Raw genomic sequence first — 24669 nt, forward strand, 5'->3', positions numbered from 1 at the left:
CGGCGCGGGCGATCAGAACGGCACGTCGTCGGCGGCGCAGATGAAACGGGCGACGACCTTCTTGGTGCCGGCCTTCTCGAAATCGACCTCGACCTTGTCGCCCTCGATGCCGGCCACGGCGCCGTAGCCGAACTTCTGGTGGAACACACGCTCTCCGATGACGTAGGCCGACACGGCCTCGAGATCGATGACCTGGTTGCGCGACTCGCGCGGCTGGCTCATCGGCCGCTCGGTCGAGCGGGCCTGCAGCCGCCGCCAGCCCGGCGAATTGTAGACGTCGGCCCGCTGCGCGCGGTCGTCGATGTCGCTCATCTGGCGCGCCATGATCTCGGGCGAGGCGGAGGCCGCCATGCCGGCCGCGCCGTAGCCGCCGCCGTAGAGGCCGGGCGGGGTCAGGACCTCGACATGCGCCTCGGGCAACTCGTCGATGAACCGCGAGGGCATCTGGCTCTGCCATTGGCCGAAGACCCGGCGGTTGCCGGCGAAGGAGATGGTGCAGACCTCCTCGGCGCGGGTGATGCCGACATAGGCGAGGCGGCGTTCCTCCTCGAGGCCCTTGAGCCCCTGTTCGTCCATCGAGCGCTGCGAGGGAAACAGACCGTCCTCCCAGCCCGGAAGGAACACGGCCGGGAACTCGAGCCCCTTGGCGGCGTGCAGCGTCATCACCGACACCTTGGCCCCGCCGTCGTCGGTCTCGTTGTCCATCACGAGGCTGACATGCTCGAGGAAGCCCTGCAGGTTCTCGAAGCCCTCGAGCGCCTTCACCAGCTCCTTGAGGTTCTCGAGCCGGCCGGGCGCCTCGGGCGTCTTGTCGTTCTGCCACATCGCCGTGTAGCCGGATTCGTCGAGGATCTGCTCGGCGAGTTCCATGTGCGTGAGGTCCGCGCTGCCGACGAGGCGGCCCCAGCGGGCGAGGTCGTCGACCAGAACGCGAAGCGCGGCGCCGCCCTTGCCCTTGATCGCCTCTTCGGCAACGGCGATGCGGGCGCCGTCGACGAGGGTGACGCCGCGGTCGCGGGCGATGCGCTGGATCGTCTGCTGCGCCTTGTCGCCGAGCCCGCGCTTGGGCACGTTCACGATCCGCTCGAAGGCGAGGTCGTCCTCGGGCGAGGTGACGAGGCGGAAATAGGCCATAGCGTCGCGGATCTCCATCCGCTCGTAGAAGCGCGGGCCGCCGATCACCCGGTAGGGCAGACCGATCGTCAGGAAGCGGTCCTCGAACGCGCGCATCTGGTGCGAGGCGCGCACGAGGATGGCGCAGTCGTCGAGGCTGAAGGCGCGCATGCCGCGGGTGCCCTTCTGCATCGACTCGAGTTCCTCGCCGATCCAGCGCGCTTCCTCGTCGCCGTCCCAGTGGCCGATGAGGCGGACCTTCTCGCCGTCGTCGGCGTCGGTCCAGAGCGTCTTGCCCAGCCGGCTTTCGTTGCCGGCGATGACCGAGGACGCGGCGGCGAGGATGTGCGGCGTCGAGCGGTAGTTCTGTTCGAGGCGCACGACGTGCGCGCCCGGGAAATCCTTTTCGAAGCGCAGGATGTTGCCCACCTCGGCGCCGCGCCAGCCGTAGATCGACTGGTCGTCGTCACCCACGCAGCAGATGTTACGATGTCCGGCCGCGAGCAGGCGCAGCCAGAGATACTGCGCAACGTTGGTGTCCTGATACTCGTCCACGAGGATGTAGCGGAACCAGCGCTGGTACTGCGCCAGCACGTCCTCGTGGGTCTGGAAGATCGTCACGCAGTGCAGCAGCAGGTCACCGAAATCGACGGCGTTCAGCTCCTTCAGGCGCGCCTGGTACTCGGCATAGAGCCGCGGCCCCTCGTGGTTGTAGGCGCCGGCCTCGGCGGCGGGCACCCGGTCGGGAGTGATCGCGCGGTTCTTCCAGCCGTCGATGACGTTGGCGAGCTGGCGCGGCGGCCAGCGCTTGTCGTCGATGTTGGTGGCCGCGACGAGCTGTTTCATCAGGCGCAGCTGGTCGTCGCTGTCGAGGATGGTGAAGTTCGATTTCAGCCCGACGAGCTCCGCATGGCGGCGCAGGAGCTTGACCGAGATCGCATGGAACGTGCCGAGCCAGGGCATCCCCTCGATCGCCTGCCCCAGCATCCGGCCGACGCGGGTCTTCATCTCGCGCGCGGCCTTGTTCGTGAAGGTCACGGACAGGATCTCGTTCGGGCGGGCCTTGCCCTGGTTCAGCAGGTGCACGATGCGCGCGGTCAGTGCCTTGGTCTTGCCGGTGCCGGCGCCGGCCAGCATGAGCACGGGGCCGTCGAGCGTTTCCACCGCCTGGCGCTGCGCGGGGTTCAGCTCGTCGAGGTAGGGGGCGGGCCGCGCCTGCATCGCCCGCGCCGAAAGCGACGCGGCCTCGAAGGCGTCCATGTCGTCGAAACTGCTCATGGCGCGAAGATAGCGTGGGCGGCCCCCGAGATAAAGCGGAGTTCTCCATCTGTTCCGCTCGTTAACGGAAAATCGATACGCTTGTGCATGGTTTCGCCGGCGCGGGGCGGTGGCAGGTCGCGGCGGGGTCCGGCGGATCAGCCGCCGGCATCGGTGGCGAGGCTGGCGAGATCGCAGAGCGAGCGGACCGGCCCGGCGCGCGGGACGTCCCACCCCGCCACGGCATCGCGCCACGGCTGCGTCGCGCGCCAGCGTTCGACGACGTGGCCCGCGCAGCGGGCATAGCCGACGCCGACCCGAGCGGCGACGCGGCGCGTCTCGTATTCGTAGCGCCCCTCGACCCCGTCGCGGTCGATCAGGATCACGAGCGGCGTCTTGCCCGTCAGTTCGGCGGCGAAGATCGCCTGGTGCAGGCTGTCGCGGGAGGACGCCTTGTCGAGGCCGATCTCGATCACGTGGCGGTCGGTCTCGCAGTCGACGCGGACGTGGCGCGCCTCGCCCACCGCCTCGAAATGGCGGCGGGTCTCGACCTCGCCGCCGGCGAGGAGGCCGCAGAGCAGCAGCGCGATGTCGACCTCGGACATGGATCCCCGGCAGCGTCGGAACGGGTTAACGAAGGTTAATAAAACCTTAACGCCGCCGGGAAAAACCGCAAGCGCGTCAGCGCTTGGTCATGCCGCCGTCGACGACGTACTCGGAGCCGCTGACGTAGGAGGCATCGCCGGACAGCAGGAAGCACGCGACCGCGGCGACCTCATCGGCGGTGCCGACACGCCCGAGCGGGACCGCCTGCTTGACGGTTTCGACGAAGTCTTCCTGCTCGTCCTTGCTCATGCCCGTGCCCTCGAAGAACCGGGTGTCGATCGGGCCGGGGCAGACCGCGTTCACGCGGATCCCGCGCGGCGCGAGGTCGGCCGCCCAGGAGCGGGCCAGCGCCATGCAGGCGATCTTGGTCGCGCCGTAGACCGCGCCTTCGGCCTGACCGAGATAGCCGGCGACCGACGAGGTCAGCAGCACGGCGGCGTTGTCGTTCAGCATTGGCTTCAGCCGCGCCATCTGCAGGACCGGACCGCGGACGTTGACGTTCATGATGTGGTCGAAGCTGTCGGCGTCGGAGTCCTCGGTCGCCCAGAACTTGCCGTAACCGGCGTTGAGATAGGCGCCGTCGAGCCCGCCCATCTGGTCCTTCACCTTCTCGGCGAGAACATCGGCCTCGGCCGGGTCGAGCGAGTCGTTGCGCAGCACGAGGCTGCCGGAAGGAAGCCGGCGGCCGGCCTCGTCGAGATGGTCCTGGCTGGTGCCGGTGACCGCGACCTCGCCGCCTTCGTCGACGATGCGAAGAGCGGTGGCGAGGCCGATCCCGGAGGTGCCGCCGGTGATAAGAATGCGCTTGCCGTCGAAACGGGCCATCGGATTTCCTTTCGGGAGGGTTGCGTCGCGTGGCCAACGGCGCCGGGGCCGCCCGCGTTCCGCGCCGCAGCGACGGCGCGCCCGATGTCGTGCCCCGCGCGGCGTCCATTGTTGTTCGGGTGGCCGCGCCCTACCATGCTGCGAAGCAGAAAAGACCGAGGACAGACCCAGATGGCCGATTTCCAGAAGATCCTCATCGCCAATCGCGGCGAGATCGCCATCCGCGTGATGCGGGCGGCCAACGAGATGGGCAAGAAGACCGTCGCGGTCTTTGCCGAGGAGGACAAGCTGGGGCTGCACCGGTTCAAGGCCGACGAGGCCTACCGGATCGGCGAGGGGCTGGGCCCGGTGCAGGCCTACCTGTCGATCCCCGAGATCATCCGGGTGGCGAAGCTGTCGGGCGCCGACGCGGTGCACCCGGGCTACGGCCTGCTGTCGGAGAACCCCGAGCTCGTCGATGCCTGCGATGCCGCGGGGATCACCTTCATCGGGCCGAAGGCCGAGACGATGCGCGCGCTCGGCGACAAGGCCAGCGCGCGGCGGGTCGCGATCGAGGCGGGGGTCCCGGTCATCCCGGCGACCGAGGTGCTCGGCGACGACATGAAGAAGATCCGGGCCGAGGCCGACGAGATCGGCTATCCGATCATGCTCAAGGCGTCGTGGGGCGGCGGCGGCCGGGGGATGCGGCCGATCCTGTCGGCCGACGAGCTCGAGGACAAGGTGAAGGAAGGCCGGCGCGAGGCCGAGGCGGCGTTCGGCAACGGCGAGGGCTACCTCGAGAAGATGATCGAGCGCGCCCGCCACGTCGAGGTGCAGATCCTCGGCGACCGGCAGGGCAACATCTATCACCTCTACGAGCGCGACTGCTCGGTCCAGCGGCGCAACCAGAAGGTCGTGGAGCGCGCGCCCGCGCCCTACCTGTCGGACGCCCAGCGCGAGGAGCTGTGCGAGCTGGGGCGCAAGATCTGCGCCCACGTGAACTACGAATGCGCCGGCACCGTCGAGTTCCTGATGGACATGGACACCGGCAATTTCTACTTCATCGAGGTCAATCCGCGGGTGCAGGTCGAGCACACGGTGACCGAGGAAGTCACCGGCATCGACATCGTGCAGGCGCAGATCCTGATCGCTGAGGGCAAGAGCCTCGTCGAGGCGACCGGCAAGGCGTCGCAATACGACGTGGCGCTGAACGGGCACGCGCTGCAGACGCGGATCACGACCGAGGATCCGACCAACAACTTCATCCCCGATTACGGCCGCATCAGCGCCTATCGCTCGGCGACAGGCATGGGCATCCGGCTCGACGGCGGCACCGCCTATGCCGGCGGCGTCATCACGCGGTTCTACGATTCCCTGTTGGTGAAGGTGACGGCGTGGGCGCCGACGCCCGAGAAGGCGATCGCGCGGATGGACCGGGCGCTGCGCGAGTTCCGCATCCGCGGGGTCAGCACGAACATCGACTTCGTGAACAACCTGCTGCGGCACCCGACCTTCCTGTCGAACCAGTACACGACCAAGTTCATCGACACGACGCCGGAGCTGTTCGACTTCAAGCAGCGCCGCGACCGGGGCACCAAGGTGCTGACCTACATCGCCGACATCACGGTGAACGGGCATCCCGAGACCGAGGGCCGCACCCTGCCCCGCGCCGACCTGAAGGTGCCGAAGGCGCCGGAGACCGAGGGCACGGCGCCCGACGGCACCCGGCAGCTTCTGGAGCGCGAGGGGCCGCAGGCGGTGGCCGACTGGCTCGCCGCGCAGAAGCAGGTGCTGATCACCGACACCACGATGCGCGACGGGCACCAGTCGCTTCTGGCGACGCGGATGCGCTCGATCGACATGATCCGGGTCGCGCCGGCCTATGCCGAGACCCTGCCCGGCCTGTTCTCGGTCGAGTGCTGGGGCGGCGCGACGTTCGACGTCGCCTACCGCTTCCTGCAGGAATGCCCGTGGCAGCGGCTTCGCGACATCCGCGCGAAGATGCCCAACATCATGACGCAGATGCTGCTGCGCGCGTCGAACGGGGTGGGCTACACCAACTATCCCGACAACGTGGTCGAAGGCTTCGTCAAGCAGGCGGCCGAGTCCGGCGTCGACGTGTTTCGCGTGTTCGACAGCCTGAACTGGACCGAGAATATGCGCGTCGCGATGGACGCGGTGATCGACAGCGGCAAGATCTGCGAGGGGTCGATCTGCTATACCGGCGACATCAACGACCCCGACCGGGCGAAGTACGACCTCAAGTACTACGTCGCGATGGGCAAGGAGCTGAAGAAGGCCGGCGCGCACATCCTCGGGCTCAAGGACATGGCGGGGCTCCTGAAGCCCGCCGCCGCCGGGCCGCTGATCAAGGCGCTGAAGGACGAGGTGGGCCTGCCCGTCCATTTCCACACGCACGACACCTCGGGCGCGGCGATCGCGTCGATCATGGCCGCGGCGGAGGCCGGTGTCGACGCGGTGGACGCGGCGATGGACGCGCTGTCGGGCAACACCTCGCAGCCGACGCTGGGGTCGATCGTCGAGGCGCTGCGCTTCACCGACCGCGATACCGGGCTCGACATCGCGCGGGTGCGCGCGATCTCCAACTACTGGGAACAGGTGCGCGCACAATACGCCGCGTTCGAGAGCGCGATGCAGGCACCGGCGTCGGAGGTGTATCTGCACGAGATGCCCGGCGGGCAGTTCACCAACCTGCGCGCGCAGGCAAGGTCGCTGGGGCTCGAGGAGAAGTGGCCCGAGGTCGCCAAGACCTATGCCGAGGTGAACCAGATGTTCGGCGACATCGTGAAGGTGACGCCGTCGTCCAAGGTGGTGGGCGACATGGCGCTGATGATGGTCAGCCAGGGCCTGACCCGCGAGGAGGTCGAGGATCCGAAGAAGGACATCTCGTTCCCCGACTCGGTCATCGACATGATGAAGGGCAACCTCGGACAGCCGCCGGGTGGCTGGCCCAAGGGCATCCAGAAAAAGGTCCTGAAGGGTGAAAAGCCGATGACGGACCGGCCGGGCAAGCATCTCGATCCCGTGGACTTCGACGCCAAGCGCGAGGAATTGCAGGAGAAGTTCCCGGACCGCGAGTTCGACGCGGAGGACCTGAACGCTTACCTGATGTATCCCAAGGTCTTTACCGACTACGTCGCCCGCCACGAGACCTACGGCCCGGTGCGGACGCTGCCGACGCGGACGTTCTTCTACGGCATGCAGCCGGGCGAGGAGGTCACCGCCGAGATCGATCCGGGCAAGACGCTGGAGATCCGGCTGGTGACCGTGGGCGAGACCCACGAGGGTGAGGTGCGCGTCTTCTTCGAGCTGAACGGCCAGCCGCGGACGGTGCGCGTGCCCGACCGCAAGGCGACAGGCGGCGCCGCGGCGCGGCCGAAGGCCGAGCTCGGCAACCCGCTGCATGTCGGGGCGCCGATGCCCGGCGTGGTCAGCCAGATCGCGGCCGAGGCGGGCAAGAGCGTGAAGGAGGGCGACCTTCTGCTGGTGATCGAGGCGATGAAGATGGAGACCGGGCTCTATGCCGAGCGCGACGCGACCGTGAAGGCGGTGCACGTGCAGGCCGGCGGCCAGATCGACGCCAAGGACCTGCTGGTGGAATACGAGGAGTGACGTCGCGTCCGGGGCGCCCTGCGTTGACCGCGGGGCACCCCACCCGCATGATCGCCGCCGGTACGAGTTCCGGGTGGAGTGCGACATGTGTGAGCCGGGCGAAAAGCTCAAGTTGTGTACCTGCACGGGCCCCGGGCCGCTGAAGCGGCCCTACTGGACCTTGAAGCGCCGGGATCCCGAACGGGCCGACCCTGACCTCATGGCCGTCGGCAGTTGCGAGATGGTTCGGCACAGCTTCGAGGAGAAGCTCCTGCGCTCCAAGATCCTGGAGGATATCAACCGCTTCGACGCGTTCGACACCGAGATGACGCTTGCGGACGGCGACATCCTCGAACTGGCGCTCGACCGGATGGACCTGACGTTTCGGTTCACGGGCGGGCGCTGGCAGGACGCGGACGACCTCGGCGACCGCCGGAGCGCGGGTGACCTCGTCGGAGTGGGACGCTTCTCGTGCTCCATTCGCTGACGCGCCCGCGGCGGGTGCCGTTTCGGTGATCGTCACGTAGAGCCGTGCGGCCGCGTGCACCTTGGTCGGCCGTCGGAGGGCTCAACGGGGCGCTGGCCCCTGCCCTGCGGGTATCGCGTCATGCACACCGGCGCGCACGGGCTGTGCGACGCTGTGCTTGTCAGTCGGCCCGCGCGGTGCATCCTTTCAACGAGAGCCACCCGGGAGGGCGATCATGCTGAGCGTCACGCCGATCTATGCCGCGCTGCTGACGGCGCTGTTCATCGCGCTGAGCGTCCGGGTCATCCGGGCGCGGCAGGGGGCCGGGGTCTCGCTCGGGCATGGCGGGGATCCGGGGCTCGAGGCGCGAATCCGGGCGCAGGGCAATTGCGCGGAATACGCGCCGCTCGGGATCCTGTTGCTGCTTCTGGCCGAGTTGCAGGGCGCGCCGGCGATCGCGCTGCATCCGCTGGGCCTCTTGCTGCTGGCGGGGCGGGTGGCGCATGGCCTCGCGCTGACGCGCGGCGCGCTCGGGCTGCGCGTCGCGGGCATGGCGCTGACCTTCACGATGCTGGCGATCACCGCCGCGGGCCTGTTGCTGCACGCGTTGATCTGACCGGTCGGCACCGCGCGACACGGCGTGACGCGGCGCGGAAATTTCTGCTTGCAGCGCTGGGCGCGAGACTTTAAATCCCGCGCACACCCAAGGAATGCGGGCGTAGCTCAGGGGTAGAGCATTACCTTGCCAAGGTAAGGGTCGTGAGTTCGAATCTCATCGCCCGCTCCATTGGGTCGACATCGCCGGGACAGACCGGCCGGAGCGCGGGCGTAGCTCAGGGGTAGAGCATTACCTTGCCAAGGTAAGGGTCGTGAGTTCGAATCTCATCGCCCGCTCCAATCATCAGGCAGACAGTCACGATGTCAGCGGCTTGCGCATGCGGGCCCGTTGCAGCGCGACGCCGCGGCGCCGCACCTCTTCGCGCAAGACGGTGGTGAAGCCGCAGGCGGCGAACGGCGCTTCGGCCGCGAGGCTCGCATCGGTGACGAGTTCGGTCTCTCCGGCCGCGCGCGCCGCCGCCTCGATTGCGCGGAGAAGGTCGCGGAAGACGCCCCGGCCCCGCGCCTCGGGCAGGATGAACGCGAGATCGACGTAGCCGCCGGGACCGAGCGTCATGAAACCCGTGATGCCGCCCGATTCTTCGGCCACCCGCACTTCCTGCGCGGCGAGGCGCAGTTCCCAGTCCGGGGCGGCGGGCACGGACGGCGCCCAGGCGCGGCGCTGGCGCCGCGTGTAGGGGCTGGGCTCGGCATGGATGGCGGCGTGGAAGATCACCGCCAGCGCGCGCAGATCGGCGGCGCGGGCCGGGCGGATCCGGCGCGCACCCGCCACCGGATCAGAATGCCTTGAACGTCAGCGTCGTGAGCGAGCGTTCGATGCCCGGGATGTCGAGAAGCTGTTCGTTGATGTACTTGCCGACATCCTCGTCCTCGGGGATGTAGAGCTTCATCAGGAGATCCCACTCGCCCGAGGTCGAGAAGAGCTCCGAATGCAGTTCGCGCAGCGCGATCGCCTCGGCCACCTTGTAGGTGCGGCCGGGCGTGCAGCGGATCTGGACGAAGGCGCAGGTGGACATTTTCGGGCCTCGCAGCGGACAGGAACGCGCGGGAACGCTTGCACGGGCGACACGCGGATCACAAGGGCCGCGCGCGCCCCTTGGCCTCGGCCCCCGGCCCGCCTATACCGGCGCGCGACGACACGAAGGAGAGCCCATGCGGCGCGCGCGCATCACCCGCAAGACCGCCGAGACCGACATCACCGTCGCGCTGACGCTCGACGGGTCGGGCAGCTACGACAATCGCACCGGCGTCGGCTTCTTCGATCACATGCTCGACCAGCTGGCGCGGCATGCGCTGTTCGATCTCGAGGTGCGCTGCGACGGCGACCGGCACATCGACGATCACCACAGCGTCGAGGACGTGGGCATCGCGCTCGGCCAGGCGCTGACCGAGGCGCTGGGCGACAAGCGCGGGATCCGGCGCTACGGCGCCTGCCACCTGCCGATGGACGACGCGCTGGTGCGCGCGGCGCTGGACCTGTCGGGACGGCCCTACCTCGAATGGCACGTGGCGTTCCCGACCGAACGGATCGGCAGCTTCGACACGGAGCTGGTGCGCGAGTTCTTCCAGGCGTTCGCGACCCACGGCGGGATCACTCTCCACGTGGACGGGCTGCGCGGGCTCAACAGCCACCACATCGCCGAGGCGGCGTTCAAGGCGGTGGCGCGCAGCCTGCGCGACGCGGTCGAGACCGATCCGCGCAAGGGCGACGCCGTGCCCTCGACCAAGGGCACGCTCTGAGCCGGGCGCGCCGACGGGGCGCGCGCGGAGACCACACCTGAGGCGCGCGCCGGCCGCGCGCGGCACGAACGAGAGACGGGCATGCTGACAGCGATCATCGACTACGAGAGCGGCAACCTGCATTCCGCCGACAAGGCGTTCCAGAAGATGGCGCGCGAGGCCGACGCCGGCGAGGTCGTGGTGACCTCGGAGGCGGAGACGGTCGCGAAGGCCGACCGGCTGGTCCTGCCGGGCGACGGCGCGTTCCCGGCCTGCGCCGCCGCGCTGGCCGAAAGCGGCGTGAAGGAGGCGCTGGTCGAGGCGGTCGAGCAGCGCGGCGTGCCGTTCATGGGCATCTGCGTCGGCATGCAGCTGATGGCGCGGATGGGCCACGAATACGAAGAGACCCGCGGCCTGGGCTGGGCCGACGGCGAGGTGATGCGGATCACCCCCTCGGATCCGGGGCTGAAGGTGCCGCACATGGGCTGGAACGACCTGATGATCGACATCCAGCACCCGGTGCTCGAGGGCGTGCGGAGCGGCGATCACGCGTATTTCGTCCACTCCTACCAGATCCGCATGGCCGACCCGGCCCAGCGCATCGCCAAGGTGGATTACGGCGAGGACGTCACCGCGATCGTCGGCTCCGAGAACCGGATCGGGCTGCAGTTCCACCCCGAGAAGAGCGGGCCGACCGGCCTGCGGATGATCGCCAACTTCCTCAACTGGCGGCCGTAGGGGCCGCCGCACGGCGGTGGGGCCCTTGCGTGTCGCGGAACGGTGCGGGCGGCCGTGTGCGCGGATGCGCGGGTCTGTCCGACCGGCTGATGGCAGCGCGGCGCGGGCCTGTCCCGTCGGCGGCGGCCGCACCGGACCACGCCCGAGTGTGGCGTTGCCGTTCCGCTCCAACGTCCCGAGATCGGCAGCACACGCCCCGCGCTTGACCGCGGCGGGCCGGCGGGGCAAGGACGGTCCCGGATCCCGGCGCGGTGTGACGCGCCACATGGAGAGTGGATGCGCGAGCTTGTGTGACGGCCGCCTTTCCTGAGGGAAAGGCCACCACCCTGCCCCGAACCGAGGCGGTCGGCGGCATTGTCATGGCCGAACACGAGACTTCCGATGAACTTGTCGAAACGGGAACAGCGCGTGCTGCACGTGCTGGCGCAGGGCGGTGCGATCCGCCACGAACGCGGCGACACCGCGAAAATCACCGGCGTCACCTGCGTGACGCGCGACGGCGCGATCCTCTCCGAGTGCGGGATCGCGCTGTTCCAGCGGCTGCGCCGCCGCGGGCTGATCGCCAGCCACAAGGGCGCCGCCTACCGCATCTCGATGAAGGGCCGGCGCGCCGTGCGCGCCGAGCTCGACAACCGCTGATGCGCCGCCGGGGCGGGCCGAGGGCCCGCCCCGTGCGGTCTCAGCGCACGCGGCTCCAGGTCTGGCTGGAGCACAGCAGGCCGCCGGCGACGCAGCCCGAGAGCTTCAGCGAGTTGCCGGCGAGATCCATCTTGCCGAGATAGATCTTGTCGTTCGACGGCCGCCACACGCGGCCCTCGTATTTGCCGCCACCCTGCGGGACCATGTTGATGACCAGCGTCTTGCCCTTGTTGGGCGAATCGTATTCGCCCGAGGAATCGAAGGTGCGCTGGATGACGCCGCACAGCTTGTCGCCGCAGGGCACCATGGCGACGTGGGCGTAGGAGCCGTCGTCGACCTGGGTCTGCCAGATCCCTTCGACCGGATCGGCGGCGGCGGCGCCGGCCATCAGCGTCAGTCCGGCGATCCATGCGCTCAGTCGTGTCATGTGAGTGTCTCCTCCCGTCAATGGTGGCCCGGAGCCTGTGGCCCGATCGGCCCCTCGATCAAGGTTGACGCGAGGTCGCGTTGCATGTGCCGTTCCGTCATGGCAAGGGCCGGACGCCCTCACAGGACGGAGCCCGAGATGATCCTCTACCCCGCCATCGACCTCAAGGACGGCCAGGCCGTGCGGCTTCTGCGCGGGGACATGGAGGCGGCGACGGTGTTCAACGACGATCCCGCCGGGCAGGCCCGCGCCTTTGCCGAGGCCGGATGCCGGTGGCTTCACCTCGTCGACCTGAACGGCGCCTTTGCCGGGCGGCCGGTGAACGCGGCGGCGGTGGAGGCGATCCTGCGCGCGGTGGACGTGCCGGCGCAGCTCGGCGGCGGCATCCGCGACATGGCGACGATCGAGACGTGGCTGGACAAGGGCCTCGCGCGGGTGATCCTCGGAACCGTCGCGGTGGAGGATCCGGGCCTCGTGCGCGAGGCGGCGCGCGCCTTTCCGGGGCAGGTCGCGGTCGGGATCGACGCGCGCAAGGGCCGCGTGGCGACGAAGGGCTGGGCCGAGGAAACCGAAGTGGACGCCACCGCGCTGGCCCGAAGCTTCGAGGACGCGGGCGTGGCGGCGATCATCTATACCGACATCGACCGCGACGGCGCGATGGGCGGCCCGAACGCGGAGGCGACCGAGGCGCTGGCGCGCGCCGTCGACATCCCGGTGATCGCGAGCGGCGGGGTGTCGTCGCTGGACGACCTGATCCGGCTGCGCGACACCGGCGTGATCGCGGGCGCGATCTCGGGGCGCGCGCTCTACGACGGGGCGCTCGACCTGCGCACGGCGCTGGACGCGCTCGGCTGAGCGCGCGCCACGCCGGGCGCGGCGCCGCGCATCAGTCTTCTGCGGTGGCGGCGGCAGAGAGATTCTCGAGCGCGCCTTCCATGCGCTCGATGTAGTCGGCATCGTCGTCGATATCGAAATCGTCGAACATTTCTTCGGGCTCTTCCCAGCTCAGGTAGGTCTGCCCTTCCCAGGTGTAGGCGAGGACGCGCAGCGGCAGCACGAGACCCGCGCGGATGTCGTCCTGCATTGCCGGCGTGCCGAGCTGCGGGTTGCCGAAGATCAGCAGCGTCGCGGGCTCCAGCTCCATGTCGACCGAGGCCGCGCCCTCGGCGTGATCGACACGGGCGAACACGGTCGCGCCGGCCTCTTCCACCGCGGCTTCGAGCCGGTCCACGGTGTCGGCGACGGAATGCGGGCTCTCGACGCTGACGAGATCGGCGGCGGCGGGACTGGCGACGAGCGCGAACGCCGCGAGGGAACGACGGAACATGGCGGGATCTCCGGGTTGATGGACGTAACGGCAACGCCGCCGGTCGCGCCCGGTTCCGCCTTTGCCCGACCCGGCCCATCGCCCTGCCCGGCCGCACGCGCGGTTGCGCTCGCGCCGCCGCTTCGGCATATCGAGGCGCGACAGGAGGTCCCCCATGCTGAAGACGCGCATCATCCCCTGCCTCGACGTGGCGGACGGCCGCGTGGTCAAGGGCGTCAACTTCGTCGACCTGCGGGACGCGGGCGACCCGGTCGATGCCGCCCGCGCCTACGACGCGGCAGGCGCCGACGAGATCTGCTTTCTCGACATCACCGCGACGCACGAGGACCGCGACACGATCCTCGACGTCGTGACGCGCACGGCCGAGCAGTGTTTCATCCCGCTGACCGTGGGCGGCGGCGTGCGCACCGTCGAGGACGTGCGCAAGCTGATGCTCGCGGGCGCCGACAAGGTCAGCTTCAACTCGGCCGCGGTGAAGGACCCCGACGTGGTGACCGCCGCCGCCGACCGGTTCGGCAGCCAGTGCATCGTCGTGGCCATCGACGCGAAGGCCAAGGAAACCGGCGAGGGCTGGGAGATCTACACCCATGGCGGCCGCCAGGCGACGGGCATCGACGCGGTGGAGTTCGCGCTCGACATGGTGGCGAAGGGCGCGGGAGAGATCCTGCTGACCTCGATGGATCGCGACGGCACGAAATCGGGCTTCGACCTCGAACTGACGCGGACGATCGCGAACGCCGTGCCGATCCCGGTGATCGCCTCGGGCGGGGTCGGCACGCTCGATCACCTCGTGGAGGGGATCACCGAGGGCGGCGCGTCGGCGGTGCTGGCCGCCTCGATCTTCCACTTCGGCACGTTCAGCATCGCCGAGGCGAAGGATCACCTCGCCGCCGCGGGTATCCCGGTGCGGCAATGACGCTCGAGGAGCTCGCCGCCATCGTGGACGCGCGGGCCTCGGCGGCCTCCGGCGAAAGCTGGACGGCAACGCTGTTGTCCAAGGGCCCGGAGAAATGCGCCGAGAAGTTCGGCGAGGAGGCCGTGGAGGCGGTGATCGCCGCCGCGACGGGCGACCGCGCCGGGCTGACCGGCGAGGCCGCGGACGTGCTGTTTCATCTCCTGGTGATGCTGCGCGCGCGCGGCGTGCCGCTGTCGGACGTGATGGACGAACTGGCGCGGCGCCAGGGACAGTCCGGCCTCGCGGAGAAGGCCGCGCGGCGCTGAGGGCGCGGGCCGCCCAATTCGCGGCCGGGCCCGCCCCCGTCGATCATGCCTCGCTCGGGCGCCGTTCGTCGCGCGCCGCGACGAGGAGCGCCCGGATCTCGGGCCGTGCCGCGTCGTCCGGTGCGGCGAGCTTCACGTGCCGGAGCGCCTTTCCGGTGCCTTGGAGCAGGCCGGCCGGATCGGCCAGCGACGTGCCCCGGAAGAAGCCGAGGTTGACGTGCCGGGCGTGCGGCATCGCGTAGGCGTAGCCGTGCGTCATCTTGCCCGGGCCCCAGCCCCACCAGACGCTGCCTTCGCGGCGGCTCGCGGCCTCCAGCGCGTCGGGGTGCACGTCCGCCACCAGCGCGCGCACGGCCCGGAGCGTCCCGGCGTGGGCGGGCGCCCCCGCCACCACGTCCTCGAACGTTCCGAGCCGCGCGTCGACGCGCATCAGACGATGGTCGCCTCGGTCTTCTCGCGGATCTCGTCCTCGGTCACGTCGGGGGCCGTCTCGACGATCCTGAGGCCGCCGTCGACGACGTCGAGAACGCCCAGGTTGGTGATGATCCGGTTGACCACGCCGGTCCCGGTCAGCGGCAGCGTGCACTCCTTGAGAAGCTTCGGCTCGCCCGCCTTGTTGGTGTGGTCCATGACCACGATCACGCGCTTCACGCCGGCGACGAGATCCATCGCGCCGCCCATGCCCTTGACCAGCTTGCCCGGGATCATCCAGTTGGCCAGATCGCCGTTCTCGGCCACTTCCATCGCGCCGAGGATCGCCATGGCGATCTTGCCGCCGCGGATCATGCCGAAGGAGGTCGCGCTGTCGAAATAGGCGGTGTGCGGCAGCTCGGTGATGGTCTGCTTGCCCGCGTTGATGAGGTCGGGGTCCTCTTCGCCCTCGACCGGGAACGGGCCCATGCCGAGCATGCCGTTCTCCGATTGCAGCGTCACCTCGACGCCCTCGGGGATGTAGTTGGGCACGAGCGTCGGGATGCCGATCCCGAGATTGACGTAGGTGCCGTCCTCGAGCTCCTGCGCCGCGCGCGCGGCCATCTCGTTGCGATCCCAGGGCATGTGGTCACTCTCCTTGGCTGGTCAGGTCGTGCGGATCCACCGGCACATCGATCATCACGACGGTTCCGGCGGCGCCGCGCGCCACGTTGATGGTCGCGTCGAGCCCTTCGAGCAGCGACGCGGTGAGACGGCCGCCGCGGGTGCGTTCGGACGGCCAGTCGATGTTGCGGGGGATGCCGACCCCGTCGTCGGCGACGAGGATCCGCAACCCGCCTTCGGACAGGCGCGAGACGCGCAGATCCACCGTGCCGCGGTCGTGCCCGACGAAGGCGTGACTGAAGGCGTTAGACAGCGCCTCGGACACCAGGAGCGCCACGCGGGTCGCGACCTCGAGCGTGACATCGGCGGGGTCGATGCGCTGACCGAAGCGGATTCCGGGCCGGCCCTCGTGATGCGCCACGGTGCTCGCGATCCGGCCGAGCAGCGCGCCGAGATCGATGCCGAGCCAGTCGACGTGATCGTCGGTGAGCCGCAGTTCCTCGTAGACCAGCTGCAGGCATTCGAGCCGCCGCGGCAGCGCCTCGACCTCGCGCATGGGATCCTCGAGCGTGCCGCTGTGGTCGGCGGCGCCGATGGTGGTGAGGATCATCGCGAGGTCGGTGTGAACCCGCGAGCGGATCACCTCGAGATTGTGATCGAGCGTGCCCCGGCCGCTGTCGTTCGTGCGGATCTCCTTCTGCAGGCCGAGAAAGTAGATCGGCTTGCCGTCCTGGTCGTGGATCGGGGCGATGGTGAGCCGGTTGGTGAAGGGCTCGCCGCTCGCGCGGTAGTTCAAGATGTCGACGGTCACGTCGCGCCCGCCCTCGACCGCGTCGCGGACCTTGTCCACGTCCGACTTGGCGGTGCGCTCGCCCTGCAGGAACCGGCAGTTGCGGCCCACCACGGCCGAGCGCGAATAGCCGGTCGTGCGTTCGAAGGCGTCGTTGACATAGACGATCGGGTTGTCCGGGGCGAGCGGGTTGGTGATGATCACCGAGATCGCGAGACGCGAGAAGCCGGCGACGACCTCGCGGTCGTCGAGCACGGCGGCCAGGGCGCGCTTTTCGGTGATGCTCACTCGCGGGCCCCTTCCCGGCTCAGGCGGCGGGCCGCGTGGTGCGCTGCTCGATGCGCTTCTCGTGCTCGCCCTGGATCAGGCGGTGCACGTAGATCCCGGGCAGGTGGATGTGGTCGGGGTCGAGCTGGCCGGGCTCCACGATCTCCTCGACCTCCATGATGCAGACCTTGCCGCACATCGCCGCCGGCGGATTGAAGTTGCGCGCGGTCTTGCGGAAGATGCAGTTGCCGGTGGTGTCGGCCTTCCACGCCTTCACGATCGAGACGTCGGCGAAGATGCCGCGTTCGAGGATGTAGTGCTCTCCGTCGAACTCCTTGACCTCCTTGCCCTCGCCGATCTGGGTGCCGTAGCCGGTCTTGGTGTAGAAGCCGGCGATGCCGGCGCCGCCGGCGCGCATGCGCTCGGCCAGAGTGCCCTGCGGGTTGAATTCGAGCTCGAGCTCGCCGCCGAGATACTGGCGCATGAACTCCTTGTTCTCGCCCACGTAGGAGGACATCATCTTCTTGATCTGCTTGGATTCCAGGAGAATGCCGAGCCCGAAGCCGTCGACGCCCGCGTTGTTCGACGCGACGGTCAGATCCTTCGTGCCGGCCTCGTTGATCGCCTGGATCAGCAGCTCGGGGATGCCGCAGAGGCCGAAGCCGCCCGCCGCGATGGTCATGCCGTCGAACAACAGCCCGTCGAGCGCCTCGGCTGCGGAACCGTAGACTTTCTTCATGGATCACTCCCTCGTGCGGTGGTTGCGGATGTTGTGGCGAAGGGGGCTGGCAGAGTCAAACCCGTGCGGGGGCCGCCCTGCCGCTCGGGCGCCGGTCCGGGCCCTGCGTGGGGGACCGGCGGGGGCGCTGCCCCCCGCACCCCCGGGGTTTCCGGCAAGATGAAGGATCGGCGGGGTGCCCGGCCCTCGCCGGGCGACGTGGATCGGGCGCTGTCCCTGGCGGAGTGTCGCGGGGCTCGCTTCGCAAGGGGCGCGCCGCCCCGGCGCCGGTCCGGGCCCCGCGGGGTGGACCGGCGGGGGCGCTGCCCCCGCACCCCCGGGGTTTCAGGCAAGATGAAGGCGGATCGGCGGGGCGCTCAGCTCTCGCCGGAGGCCTTGGAGCGGGTGCCGCTCTTGGCGGACGTCTTGGCGGCGCCCGTCTTCGCGGCCGCGCCGCGCGCCGGGGCCTTGGCGGTCGACTTGGCCGCGCCGGTCTTCTTCGCCGCGGTCGTCTTTGCGGGGGCCTTCTTGGCCGGGGCCTTCTTGGCGGCGGTCTTGCTGGCCGGGGCCTTCTTCTTCGCGCCGCCCTTCTTCGCCGCCTTCTCGTCGACGAGGGCCACCGCCATGTCGAGCGTCACGTCGGCGGGCTCGGTGCCCTTGGGCAGCGTGGCGTTGACCTTGTCCCACTTCACGTAGGGCCCGTAGCGGCCGTCGAGCACGTTGACCGGGCCGCCGTGTTCGGGGTGCTCGCCCAGTTCCTTGAGCGGCTTGGCGGCCGCGCCGCGGCCGCCGCCGCGCTTGGCCGCCTTCTCAGCGAGGACGTCGACCGCGCGGTTGATGCCGATCTCGAAGACCTCGTCGACCTCCTTGAGATTGGCGTAGAGGCGGTTGTGCTTCACGTAGGGGCCGTAGCGCCCGATCCCGGCCTCGATCGGCTCGCCGTCCTCGGGGTGGCGGCCGACCTCGCGCGGCAGGGACAGCAGCGTCAGCGCCTTCTCGAGATCCATGTCCTCGGCCGGCCAGCCCTTGGGCAGGCTGGCGCGCGGCGGCTTGGGCTGCTCCTCGGTCGCCTCGCCGCGCTGGACGTAGGGCCCGAAGCGGCCGGAGCGCAGGCTGATCTCGTCCTCGCCGTCGTAGCCGAGCACCCGGTCACCGGCGCCGTCGTCGCCGCCGATCGGGCGGGTGTAGCGGCACTCCGGGTAGCGCGAGCAGCCGACGAAGCCGCCCGACCGCGAGGTCTTGAGGTGCAGGTTGCCTTCGCCGCAGAGCGGGCAGACGCGCGGGTCCGAGCCGTCCTCGCGCGGGGGGTAGAGCTGGGGCGCGAGGGCGTCGTCGAGCACGTCGAGCACCTCGGCGATGCGCAGCTCGGAGGTCTCGGCAATGGCCGCGGAGAAGTCGCGCCAGAACTTCGACAGGAGTTCCTTGTAGTCGCGCTCGCCGGCGGAGACGTCGTCGAGCTCCTCCTCGAGCGCGGCGGTGAAATCGTACTCGACGTAGCGCTTGAAGAAGTTCAGCAGGAAGTGGGTGACGATCCGGCCCTTGTCCTCGGGAATCAGGCGGTTCTTGTCCTTGCGGACGTATTCGCGGTCCTGGATCGTGGAGAGCACGGAGGCGTAGGTGGAGGGGCGGCCGATGCCGAGCTCCTCCATCTTCTTGACCAGCGTCGCCTCGGTGTAGCGCGGCGGCGGCTGCGTGTGATGCTGGAGCGCGAGCACCGCGTCGCCGCCGCCGATCACCGCGTGGCCGTTGCGGTCGCGCCCGGCGCCGGCGGTGGCGGCGCCGGCGGCCGCGTCCTTCTCGGCCGCCTTCTCGAATTCCGCGCGCAGGCCGGTCGCGGCGAAGGCGGCGGGCTCGCCCTCGGCGATCTGCGGCAGGCGCTTGTCGTCGTCGTCCTGCGGCTCGTCGCGGCCTTCCTCGTAGACGCGGATGAAGCCGTCGAAGAGCACGACCTGGCCGGTGGCGCGCAGCCCGACCTGCCCGTCGGGCGAGGCGATCTCGACCGTCGTGCGCTCGAGCCGCGCGGCCTCCATCTGGCAGGCGAGCGTGCGCTTCCAGATGAGATCGTAGAGTTTCTTCTGGTCGGCGTCGGTCAGGCGCAGCGCGGCGGCGTCGGCGGCCATGTCGGTGGGCCGGATGCATTCGTGCGCTTCCTGCGCGTTCTTGGCCTTGTTCTTGTAGATGCGCGGGCTGGAGGGCACGTAGTCGTCACCGTAGCGCGCGCGGATCGCGTCGCGCGCGGCGTCGACCGCCTCCTGCGCCATGTCGATGCCGTCGGTCCGCATGTAGGTGATGTGGCCCGCCTCGTAGAGCCGCTGGGCGGCGGACATGCATTGCTTGGCGCCCATGCCGAACTTGCGGCTGGCCTCCTGCTGGAGCGTCGAGGTCATGAACGGCGCGGAGGGATTGCGGTTCGCGGGCTTGGCCTCGACCGAGGTGACGCGCAGATCGCGCGAGCCGACCGCCTGCACCGCCATCTCGGCCTGGGTCTCGTTCTCGAGGTCGTACTTGTCGAGCTTCTTGCCGGCGAGCGTGGTCAGCCGGGCCTCGAACTCCTTGCCGCGCGGGGTGGCGAGCAGCGCCCTGACCGACCAGTACTCGCGAGGGTCGAAGGCCTCGATTTCCATCTCGCGCTCGACGATCAGGCGCAGGCACACCGACTGGACCCGGCCGGCGGAGCGCGCGCCCGGCAGCTTGCGCCAGAGCACCGGGCTGAGATTGAAGCCGACGAGGTAGTCGAGCGCGCGGCGGGCGAGATAGGCCTCGACGAGCGGCGCGTCGATCTCGCGCGGGTTGCGCATCGCTTCGGCCACGGCGGACTTGGTGATGGCGTTGAAGGTGACGCGGCGCACGTCGGTGTCGGCCTTGATCGACTTGCGCTTGGTCAGCGCCTCGCGCAGGTGCCAGGAGATCGCCTCGCCCTCGCGGTCGGGGTCGGTCGCGAGGATCAGCTGCTGGTCGTCCTTGAGCGCGTCGGCGATGGCCTTGACGTGCTTCTTGCTGTCGGCGCCGACCTCCCACGTCATCTCGAATTCGTGGTCGGGATCAACCGACCCGTCCTTGGCGGGCAGGTCGCGCACATGGCCGTAGGAGGCGAGGACCGTGTAGTCGGAGCCGAGATACTTGTTGATTGTCTTGGCCTTGGCCGGGGACTCGACGACGACGACGGGCATGGCGGAGGGCACCTGTACTGCGGGAAACGCGGCTCTTAATGGCGGGGCAGCATGTGGGCTTCAAGCCCGGATTGTCAATCTGGCCCGCGGCGGGGGCCGCCGGACCCGGCCGGAGCGCGATGCGGCGCGCGCGGGAACGAGGGGCGCTGCCCCTCGCGCTCCCCGGAGTATTTCGGCCAAGAAGAGGGGGATGGCGCGCGGTCAGACCGCGCGGGCGAGCAGGCCGCCCGGGGCGCGGCGGATCTCGCCCGCAAGCTCGAGATCGGTGAGCGCGGGGCCGACCTCGCCGAGGCCGGCGCCGAGATCGCGCGCGATCTGGTCCTCGGCGACGGGAACCGGGCCGAGGCGGTCGAGAATCGCCTGGTGCAGCGCGCGGGTATCCGGGCCGGGCGCCGATGGCCGCGGTGCGGCGGGCTCCGGGACGGGGGCCGGCGCCACGGGGGCCGGGGTCGGCACGGGCTGGGCCGTGGCGGGGGCGGCCGGCGCGGCGGCGAGCTCCGGCACGGCATCGAACACGTCGGCGGCCGAACGCACGAGCCGCGCGCCATCGCGCAGCAGGAGATTGGTGCCGCCCGAGCGGGCATCGAGCGGGTGGCCGGGCACCGCCAGCACCTCGCGGCCCTGGTCGAGCGCGGTGCGCGCGGTGATGAGCGAGCCGGATTTCGCTGCCGCCTCGACCACGATGACGCCGCGGGCGAGCCCTGAGATCAGCCGGTTGCGGGCGGGGAAGTGGCGCGCCTGCGGCTGCAGGCCGATCGGCTGTTCCGCCAGGCGCAGGCCGCCGACGGCGGCCAGATCCTCCGCCAGGCGGCCATTTTCGGCCGGGTAGAGCACGTCGACACCGCCGGCGAGCACCGCCACGGTTCCGGTCGCGAGGCTCGCCTGGTGGGCGGCGGCGTCGATGCCGCGGGCGAGGCCCGAGACCACGACGACGCCGGCCTCGCCCAGGTCGCGGGCGAGGAGCCGCGCCATGCGCAGCCCGAGCGAGGAGGCGTTGCGCGCGCCGACCAGGGCGACCATCGGGCGGGACAGGATCGCGGGCGTGCCGACCGCCCAGAGGAAGGGCGGCGCGTCGTCGATCGCGGACAGCGGGGCGGGCCAGTCGGGGTCGCCCTCGAAGATCAGGCGGGCGCGCGCGGCGCGGCCGGCGGCGAGTTCGGCGCGGGCGGTGCGCTCGGGGCAGGCCGCGTAGTCGGTGAGGCCGGCGTCCCGGGCGATCGCGGGCAGCGCGGCGAGCGCGGCGGCGGCGGAGCCGTGTTCGGCGATCAGCCGACGGTAGGTGGCGATGCCGACGCGGCGGGAGCGCAAGAGTCGAAGCCGGTCGAGACGGTCGTCTTCCGTGGTGGGTGGGAGTAGGGGGTGAGTGGAAGAAGAATAATGCTCAACCATCCGCCCTCGGCTCCGAACTCTTGCCGGACCTGTTTAGGCGGGCCGGGGTTAATGCGGCGTAAACGACGGGCGGGGAATTCGCGGGTCGGCGCGGAAATTCGGCGAAAGCCGGGCCGGCCCCGGGCGCGGCGGCGGCGCATCGTGTCGATTCGTCCTGAGTCGGCGCCGTGTGGCGCCGCGATGCCCCTGCCCCGCCGCGTCCTGCCGCGCCACGCCGGGCTCAGCCGCCGGCGCCGCCGACGGTCAGCCCGCCGATCAGCACCGAGGGCTGGCCGACGCCGACCGGGACCCACTGGCCGGCCTTGCCGCAATTGCCCATGCCGGGATCGAGCGCCATGTCGCCGGCGAGGCCGCGGATCTGCTGCAGCGCGGTTGCGCCGTCGCCGATGAGCGTCGCGCCCTTGACCGGCGCGCCGACCTTGCCGTCCTTCACGCGGTAGGCCTCGGTGCAGGAGAACACGAACTTGCCGTTGGTGATGTCGACCTGGCCGCCGCCGAAGCCGACGGCGTAGATGCCGTCCCTGAGCTCGGCCACGAGATCGTCGCGCGTGGCGTCGCCGCCCAGCATGTAGGTGTTGGTCATCCGCGGCATCGGGATGTGGGCGAAGCTTTCGCGCCGGCCGTTGCCGGTGGGCGCCGCGCCCATGAGCCGGGCGTTCTGCCGGTCCTGCATGAAGCCCACGAGGATGCCGTCCTCGATCAGCACGTTCCGGCCCGAGGGCGTGCCCTCGTCGTCGACCGTGAGCGAGCCGCGGCGGTCGGGAATCGTGCCGTCGTCGAGCACGGTGACGCCGGGGGCGGCGACGCGCTGGCCCATGAGCCCGGCGAAAGCCGAGGATCCCTTGCGGTTGAAGTCGCCCTCGAGGCCGTGGCCCACGGCCTCGTGCAGCAGGATCCCGGGCCAGCCGGGGCCGAGCACGATGTCGAAGACGCCGGCGGGCGCGGGTTCGGCGCGCAGATTGACCAGCGCGATGCGCAGCGCCTCGCGCGCCTTGGCCTGCCAGTCCTCCGGCGCCAGCAGGCCGTCGAGCGCGACGCGGCCGCCGCCGCCGGCGGTGCCGCTCTCGCGGCGGCCGTCCTCCTCGACGATGACGCTGACGTTGAGCCGGGTCATCGGGCGGATGTCGGTGACGAGCGAATCGTCCTCGCGCAGAATCGCCACCTCCTGCAGCGAGGCCGCCACGCTTGCGGTGACCTGCACCACGCGCGGATCGAGCCCGCGGACGAAGGCGTCGATCTCGGCGAGGGTCTCGACCTTGGTCGCAAACGGCTGGCCGGCGATCGGGTCGGCTTCGGTGTAGAGCTTGCGGTTGGTGGCCTGCGGGCCGGGCGCCATCACGCCGCCGCCCTGCCCCACGGCCAGCCGCGCGGTGTCGGTCGCGCGCGCCAGCGCCGCGGCGCTGATCTCGGTCGAATGGGCGTAGCCCGCGACCTCGCCGCGCACCGCGCGCAGGCCGAAACCCTCGGAGGCATCGTAGCTTGCCTGCTTCACGCGGCCGTCGTCGAAGACCACGCCCTCGGAGCGGCGGCGTTCGAGAAACAGCTCGCCGTCCTCGGCGCCGGCGAGCGCCCCGCGCAGGCCGGCGAGCGCCTCCGCCCGGTCGAGATGCGTGTCGAAGGGGCGGAACGGAGAGTCTGTCATACGGGCCTCGATATGATCTGGATCATGGACAAGCGTCTGTTTGCCGCAAGGCAAGTTCTTTATCCCGGGGTGAGAATATGGTTAGAGGCTGGGCCAAACAACGGGAGTGGCCCGAAGTGCGCCCTGAGGCAGCACCTAGTGCTCCCGGCCCCGGATGCGACAGACGACAACCGACAAGGTGAGACATGAAACTTAAGACGATGCTGTTGGGCGCTCTGGCGAGCTTCGCCGCACCGGCCGTTGCGCAGGATGCGGGCGAGAACCTTCCTGTCATCGGCGCACCGACGCCGGGCGCCATGGGCTTCCAGGAGGCCGCGACCGAGCTTGCGCGCGACATCCACTGGCTCGACGGCATGGTGACGATCATCATCACCGGCATCACGCTCTTGGTGGTCGGCCTGCTCGGGGTCTGCATCGTCCGCTACAACCGCCGCGCCAACGCGGAGCCGGGCAGCTTCACCCACAACTCGCCGCTCGAGATCGCGTGGACCGTGGGCCCGATCTTCATCCTCGTCTTCATCGGCGCGTTCTCGCTTCCGGTGCTGTTCAAGCAGCAGGAGATTCCCGAGGGCGACATCTACATCAAGGCGACCGGCTACCAGTGGTACTGGGGCTACGAGTACATGGACGACGGCTTCGCCTTCGACAGCTACATGATCGGTTCGCCGGCGACCGGCGGCGACAACCGCATGACCGAAGAGGTTGCGGCCCAGCTCGAGGAGGCCGGCTACGCCCGCGAGCACTTCCGCCTGGCGACCGACACCGCGGTGGTCGTGCCCGTGGGGCAGACCGTGGTGATGCAGGTGACCGGCGGCGACGTGATCCATTCGTGGACCATCCCCGCCTTCGGCGTGAAGCAGGACGCCGTTCCCGGCCGCCTCGCCGAGCTGCACTTCACCCCCGAGCGGGAAGGCGTCTACTTCGGCCAGTGCTCCGAGCTCTGCGGCATCGCGCACGCCTACATGCCGATCACCGTGAAGGTGGTCAGCGAAGAGGCCTACGCGACCTGGAAAGAGCAGATGGTCGAAGAATACGCCGTCGCGCCCAGCGCCGACGCACCGGTCCGGCTCGCCGCGGCGGAGTGATACGGCCCGCGCCGCCGGCCGGCGGC

Annotated in this window: 24 protein-coding genes and 2 tRNA genes; 12 read left to right on the forward strand and 14 right to left on the reverse strand. The window is 70.1% G+C overall.

From position 1 onward, the window contains the following. Window positions 1-12 precede the first annotated feature (12 nt). From ROJ8625_RS12030 to ROJ8625_RS12040, 3 genes are all read right to left on the reverse strand, one after another. On the reverse strand, window positions 13-2391 hold the full coding sequence (locus ROJ8625_RS12030) for an ATP-dependent helicase (protein WP_085792134.1): 2379 nt from the start codon (window positions 2389-2391) through the stop codon (window positions 13-15). Window positions 2392-2528: 137 nt separating this feature from the next. Then, entirely contained in the window at window positions 2529-2975 is a 447-nt protein-coding gene (locus tag ROJ8625_RS12035; RefSeq protein WP_085792135.1) for a hypothetical protein, read from the reverse strand. Between the two features lie 76 nt (window positions 2976-3051). Then, window positions 3052-3801 (reverse strand): SDR family oxidoreductase, encoded by a 750-nt coding sequence (locus tag ROJ8625_RS12040; protein WP_085792136.1) that lies wholly within the window; start codon window positions 3799-3801, stop codon window positions 3052-3054. Window positions 3802-3972: 171 nt separating this feature from the next. Between ROJ8625_RS12040 and pyc the strand changes: the two genes are divergently transcribed. The 5 genes from pyc (at window position 3973) to ROJ8625_RS12065 (ending at window position 8755) form a co-directional block, all read left to right on the forward strand. Beyond that, window positions 3973-7413, forward strand: coding sequence for a pyruvate carboxylase (gene pyc, locus ROJ8625_RS12045; protein ID WP_085792137.1), 3441 nt, complete (start codon window positions 3973-3975; stop codon window positions 7411-7413). An 85-nt stretch (window positions 7414-7498) separates the two neighbouring features. Continuing rightward, window positions 7499-7879 carry a hypothetical protein gene (locus ROJ8625_RS12050; RefSeq protein WP_143535110.1) on the forward strand — a complete coding sequence of 127 codons (381 nt, stop codon included), beginning with the start codon at window positions 7499-7501 and terminating at the stop codon, window positions 7877-7879. 214 nt (window positions 7880-8093) lie between these two features. After that, window positions 8094-8474 (forward strand): MAPEG family protein, encoded by a 381-nt coding sequence (locus tag ROJ8625_RS12055; RefSeq protein WP_234984251.1) that lies wholly within the window; start codon window positions 8094-8096, stop codon window positions 8472-8474. A gap of 96 nt (window positions 8475-8570) precedes the next feature. After that, window positions 8571-8645 (forward strand) — tRNA-Gly (locus tag ROJ8625_RS12060). A gap of 35 nt (window positions 8646-8680) precedes the next feature. Continuing rightward, a tRNA-Gly gene (locus ROJ8625_RS12065) sits at window positions 8681-8755 on the forward strand. A 16-nt stretch (window positions 8756-8771) separates the two neighbouring features. Here ROJ8625_RS12065 and ROJ8625_RS12070 read toward each other — a convergent pair. Both ROJ8625_RS12070 and ROJ8625_RS12075 read right to left on the reverse strand, forming a co-directional pair. Further along, window positions 8772-9248 carry a GNAT family N-acetyltransferase gene (locus ROJ8625_RS12070; RefSeq protein WP_085792139.1) on the reverse strand — a complete coding sequence of 159 codons (477 nt, stop codon included), beginning with the start codon at window positions 9246-9248 and terminating at the stop codon, window positions 8772-8774. 4 nt (window positions 9249-9252) lie between these two features. Beyond that, window positions 9253-9492 carry an Lrp/AsnC ligand binding domain-containing protein gene (locus ROJ8625_RS12075; RefSeq protein ID WP_085792140.1) on the reverse strand — a complete coding sequence of 80 codons (240 nt, stop codon included), beginning with the start codon at window positions 9490-9492 and terminating at the stop codon, window positions 9253-9255. A gap of 136 nt (window positions 9493-9628) precedes the next feature. Between ROJ8625_RS12075 and hisB the strand changes: the two genes are divergently transcribed. The 3 genes from hisB to ROJ8625_RS12090 all read left to right on the forward strand — a co-directional run bounded on the left by hisB (window position 9629) and on the right by ROJ8625_RS12090 (window position 11572). After that, window positions 9629-10216, forward strand: coding sequence for an imidazoleglycerol-phosphate dehydratase HisB (gene hisB, locus ROJ8625_RS12080; RefSeq protein WP_085792141.1), 588 nt, complete (start codon window positions 9629-9631; stop codon window positions 10214-10216). Between the two features lie 81 nt (window positions 10217-10297). Further along, the gene (gene hisH, locus ROJ8625_RS12085; RefSeq protein ID WP_085792142.1) at window positions 10298-10933 is read left to right on the forward strand and encodes an imidazole glycerol phosphate synthase subunit HisH; all 636 of its coding nucleotides are present in this window, start codon (window positions 10298-10300) and stop codon (window positions 10931-10933) included. A gap of 381 nt (window positions 10934-11314) precedes the next feature. Beyond that, the gene (locus tag ROJ8625_RS12090; RefSeq protein WP_143535111.1) at window positions 11315-11572 is read left to right on the forward strand and encodes a YjhX family toxin; all 258 of its coding nucleotides are present in this window, start codon (window positions 11315-11317) and stop codon (window positions 11570-11572) included. Between the two features lie 40 nt (window positions 11573-11612). On the opposite strand, the gene ROJ8625_RS12095 is transcribed toward ROJ8625_RS12090, so the two are convergent. Then, the gene (locus ROJ8625_RS12095; protein ID WP_085792144.1) at window positions 11613-11999 is read right to left on the reverse strand and encodes a DUF2147 domain-containing protein; all 387 of its coding nucleotides are present in this window, start codon (window positions 11997-11999) and stop codon (window positions 11613-11615) included. Between the two features lie 138 nt (window positions 12000-12137). On the opposite strand from ROJ8625_RS12095, the gene hisA reads away from it, so the two are divergent. Continuing rightward, window positions 12138-12854, forward strand: coding sequence for a 1-(5-phosphoribosyl)-5-[(5-phosphoribosylamino)methylideneamino]imidazole-4-carboxamide isomerase (gene hisA / locus ROJ8625_RS12100; RefSeq protein WP_085792145.1), 717 nt, complete (start codon window positions 12138-12140; stop codon window positions 12852-12854). A gap of 31 nt (window positions 12855-12885) precedes the next feature. Here the strand turns inward: hisA and ROJ8625_RS12105 are convergent, their stop codons facing one another. Further along, window positions 12886-13326 carry a DUF302 domain-containing protein gene (locus ROJ8625_RS12105; protein ID WP_085792146.1) on the reverse strand — a complete coding sequence of 147 codons (441 nt, stop codon included), beginning with the start codon at window positions 13324-13326 and terminating at the stop codon, window positions 12886-12888. Between the two features lie 154 nt (window positions 13327-13480). On the opposite strand from ROJ8625_RS12105, the gene hisF reads away from it, so the two are divergent. Together hisF and ROJ8625_RS12115 are read left to right on the forward strand one after the other, a co-directional pair. Then, window positions 13481-14242, forward strand: a complete 762-nt coding sequence (hisF, locus tag ROJ8625_RS12110; protein ID WP_085792147.1) for an imidazole glycerol phosphate synthase subunit HisF — start codon at window positions 13481-13483, stop codon at window positions 14240-14242. Then, window positions 14239-14547 carry a phosphoribosyl-ATP diphosphatase gene (locus ROJ8625_RS12115; RefSeq protein WP_085792148.1) on the forward strand — a complete coding sequence of 103 codons (309 nt, stop codon included), beginning with the start codon at window positions 14239-14241 and terminating at the stop codon, window positions 14545-14547. Before hisF ends, ROJ8625_RS12115 begins: the two co-directional genes overlap by 4 nt. A gap of 43 nt (window positions 14548-14590) precedes the next feature. Here the strand turns inward: ROJ8625_RS12115 and ROJ8625_RS12120 are convergent, their stop codons facing one another. The 7 genes from ROJ8625_RS12120 to tldD form a co-directional block, all read right to left on the reverse strand. Further along, window positions 14591-14977 carry a DUF1801 domain-containing protein gene (locus ROJ8625_RS12120; protein WP_085792149.1) on the reverse strand — a complete coding sequence of 129 codons (387 nt, stop codon included), beginning with the start codon at window positions 14975-14977 and terminating at the stop codon, window positions 14591-14593. Further along, window positions 14977-15603 carry a CoA transferase subunit B gene (locus ROJ8625_RS12125; protein WP_085792150.1) on the reverse strand — a complete coding sequence of 209 codons (627 nt, stop codon included), beginning with the start codon at window positions 15601-15603 and terminating at the stop codon, window positions 14977-14979. Before ROJ8625_RS12125 ends, ROJ8625_RS12120 begins: the two co-directional genes overlap by 1 nt. Window positions 15604-15607: 4 nt before the next feature. Continuing rightward, window positions 15608-16660, reverse strand: a complete 1053-nt coding sequence (locus tag ROJ8625_RS12130; RefSeq protein WP_234984252.1) for a PAS domain-containing protein — start codon at window positions 16658-16660, stop codon at window positions 15608-15610. Between the two features lie 19 nt (window positions 16661-16679). Then, window positions 16680-17378, reverse strand: coding sequence for a CoA transferase subunit A (locus ROJ8625_RS12135; RefSeq protein ID WP_085792151.1), 699 nt, complete (start codon window positions 17376-17378; stop codon window positions 16680-16682). Window positions 17379-17734: 356 nt separating this feature from the next. Beyond that, the gene (gene topA, locus ROJ8625_RS12140) at window positions 17735-20527 is read right to left on the reverse strand and encodes a type I DNA topoisomerase (RefSeq protein ID WP_085792152.1); all 2793 of its coding nucleotides are present in this window, start codon (window positions 20525-20527) and stop codon (window positions 17735-17737) included. A 201-nt stretch (window positions 20528-20728) separates the two neighbouring features. Beyond that, on the reverse strand, window positions 20729-21916 hold the full coding sequence (gene dprA / locus ROJ8625_RS12145; RefSeq protein WP_085792153.1) for a DNA-processing protein DprA: 1188 nt from the start codon (window positions 21914-21916) through the stop codon (window positions 20729-20731). A gap of 220 nt (window positions 21917-22136) precedes the next feature. Continuing rightward, entirely contained in the window at window positions 22137-23558 is a 1422-nt protein-coding gene (gene tldD, locus ROJ8625_RS12150; protein WP_085792154.1) for a metalloprotease TldD, read from the reverse strand. Between the two features lie 185 nt (window positions 23559-23743). On the opposite strand from tldD, the gene coxB reads away from it, so the two are divergent. Next, window positions 23744-24643: a cytochrome c oxidase subunit II gene (gene coxB, locus ROJ8625_RS12155; RefSeq protein WP_085792155.1), complete on the forward strand. Its 900-nt coding sequence runs from the start codon at window positions 23744-23746 to the stop codon at window positions 24641-24643. Window positions 24644-24669: the final 26 nt, after the last annotated feature.

This window comes from Roseivivax jejudonensis, assembly GCF_900172265.1.
In the GTDB taxonomy this organism is placed as follows: Bacteria; Pseudomonadota; Alphaproteobacteria; order Rhodobacterales; family Rhodobacteraceae; genus Roseivivax; species Roseivivax jejudonensis.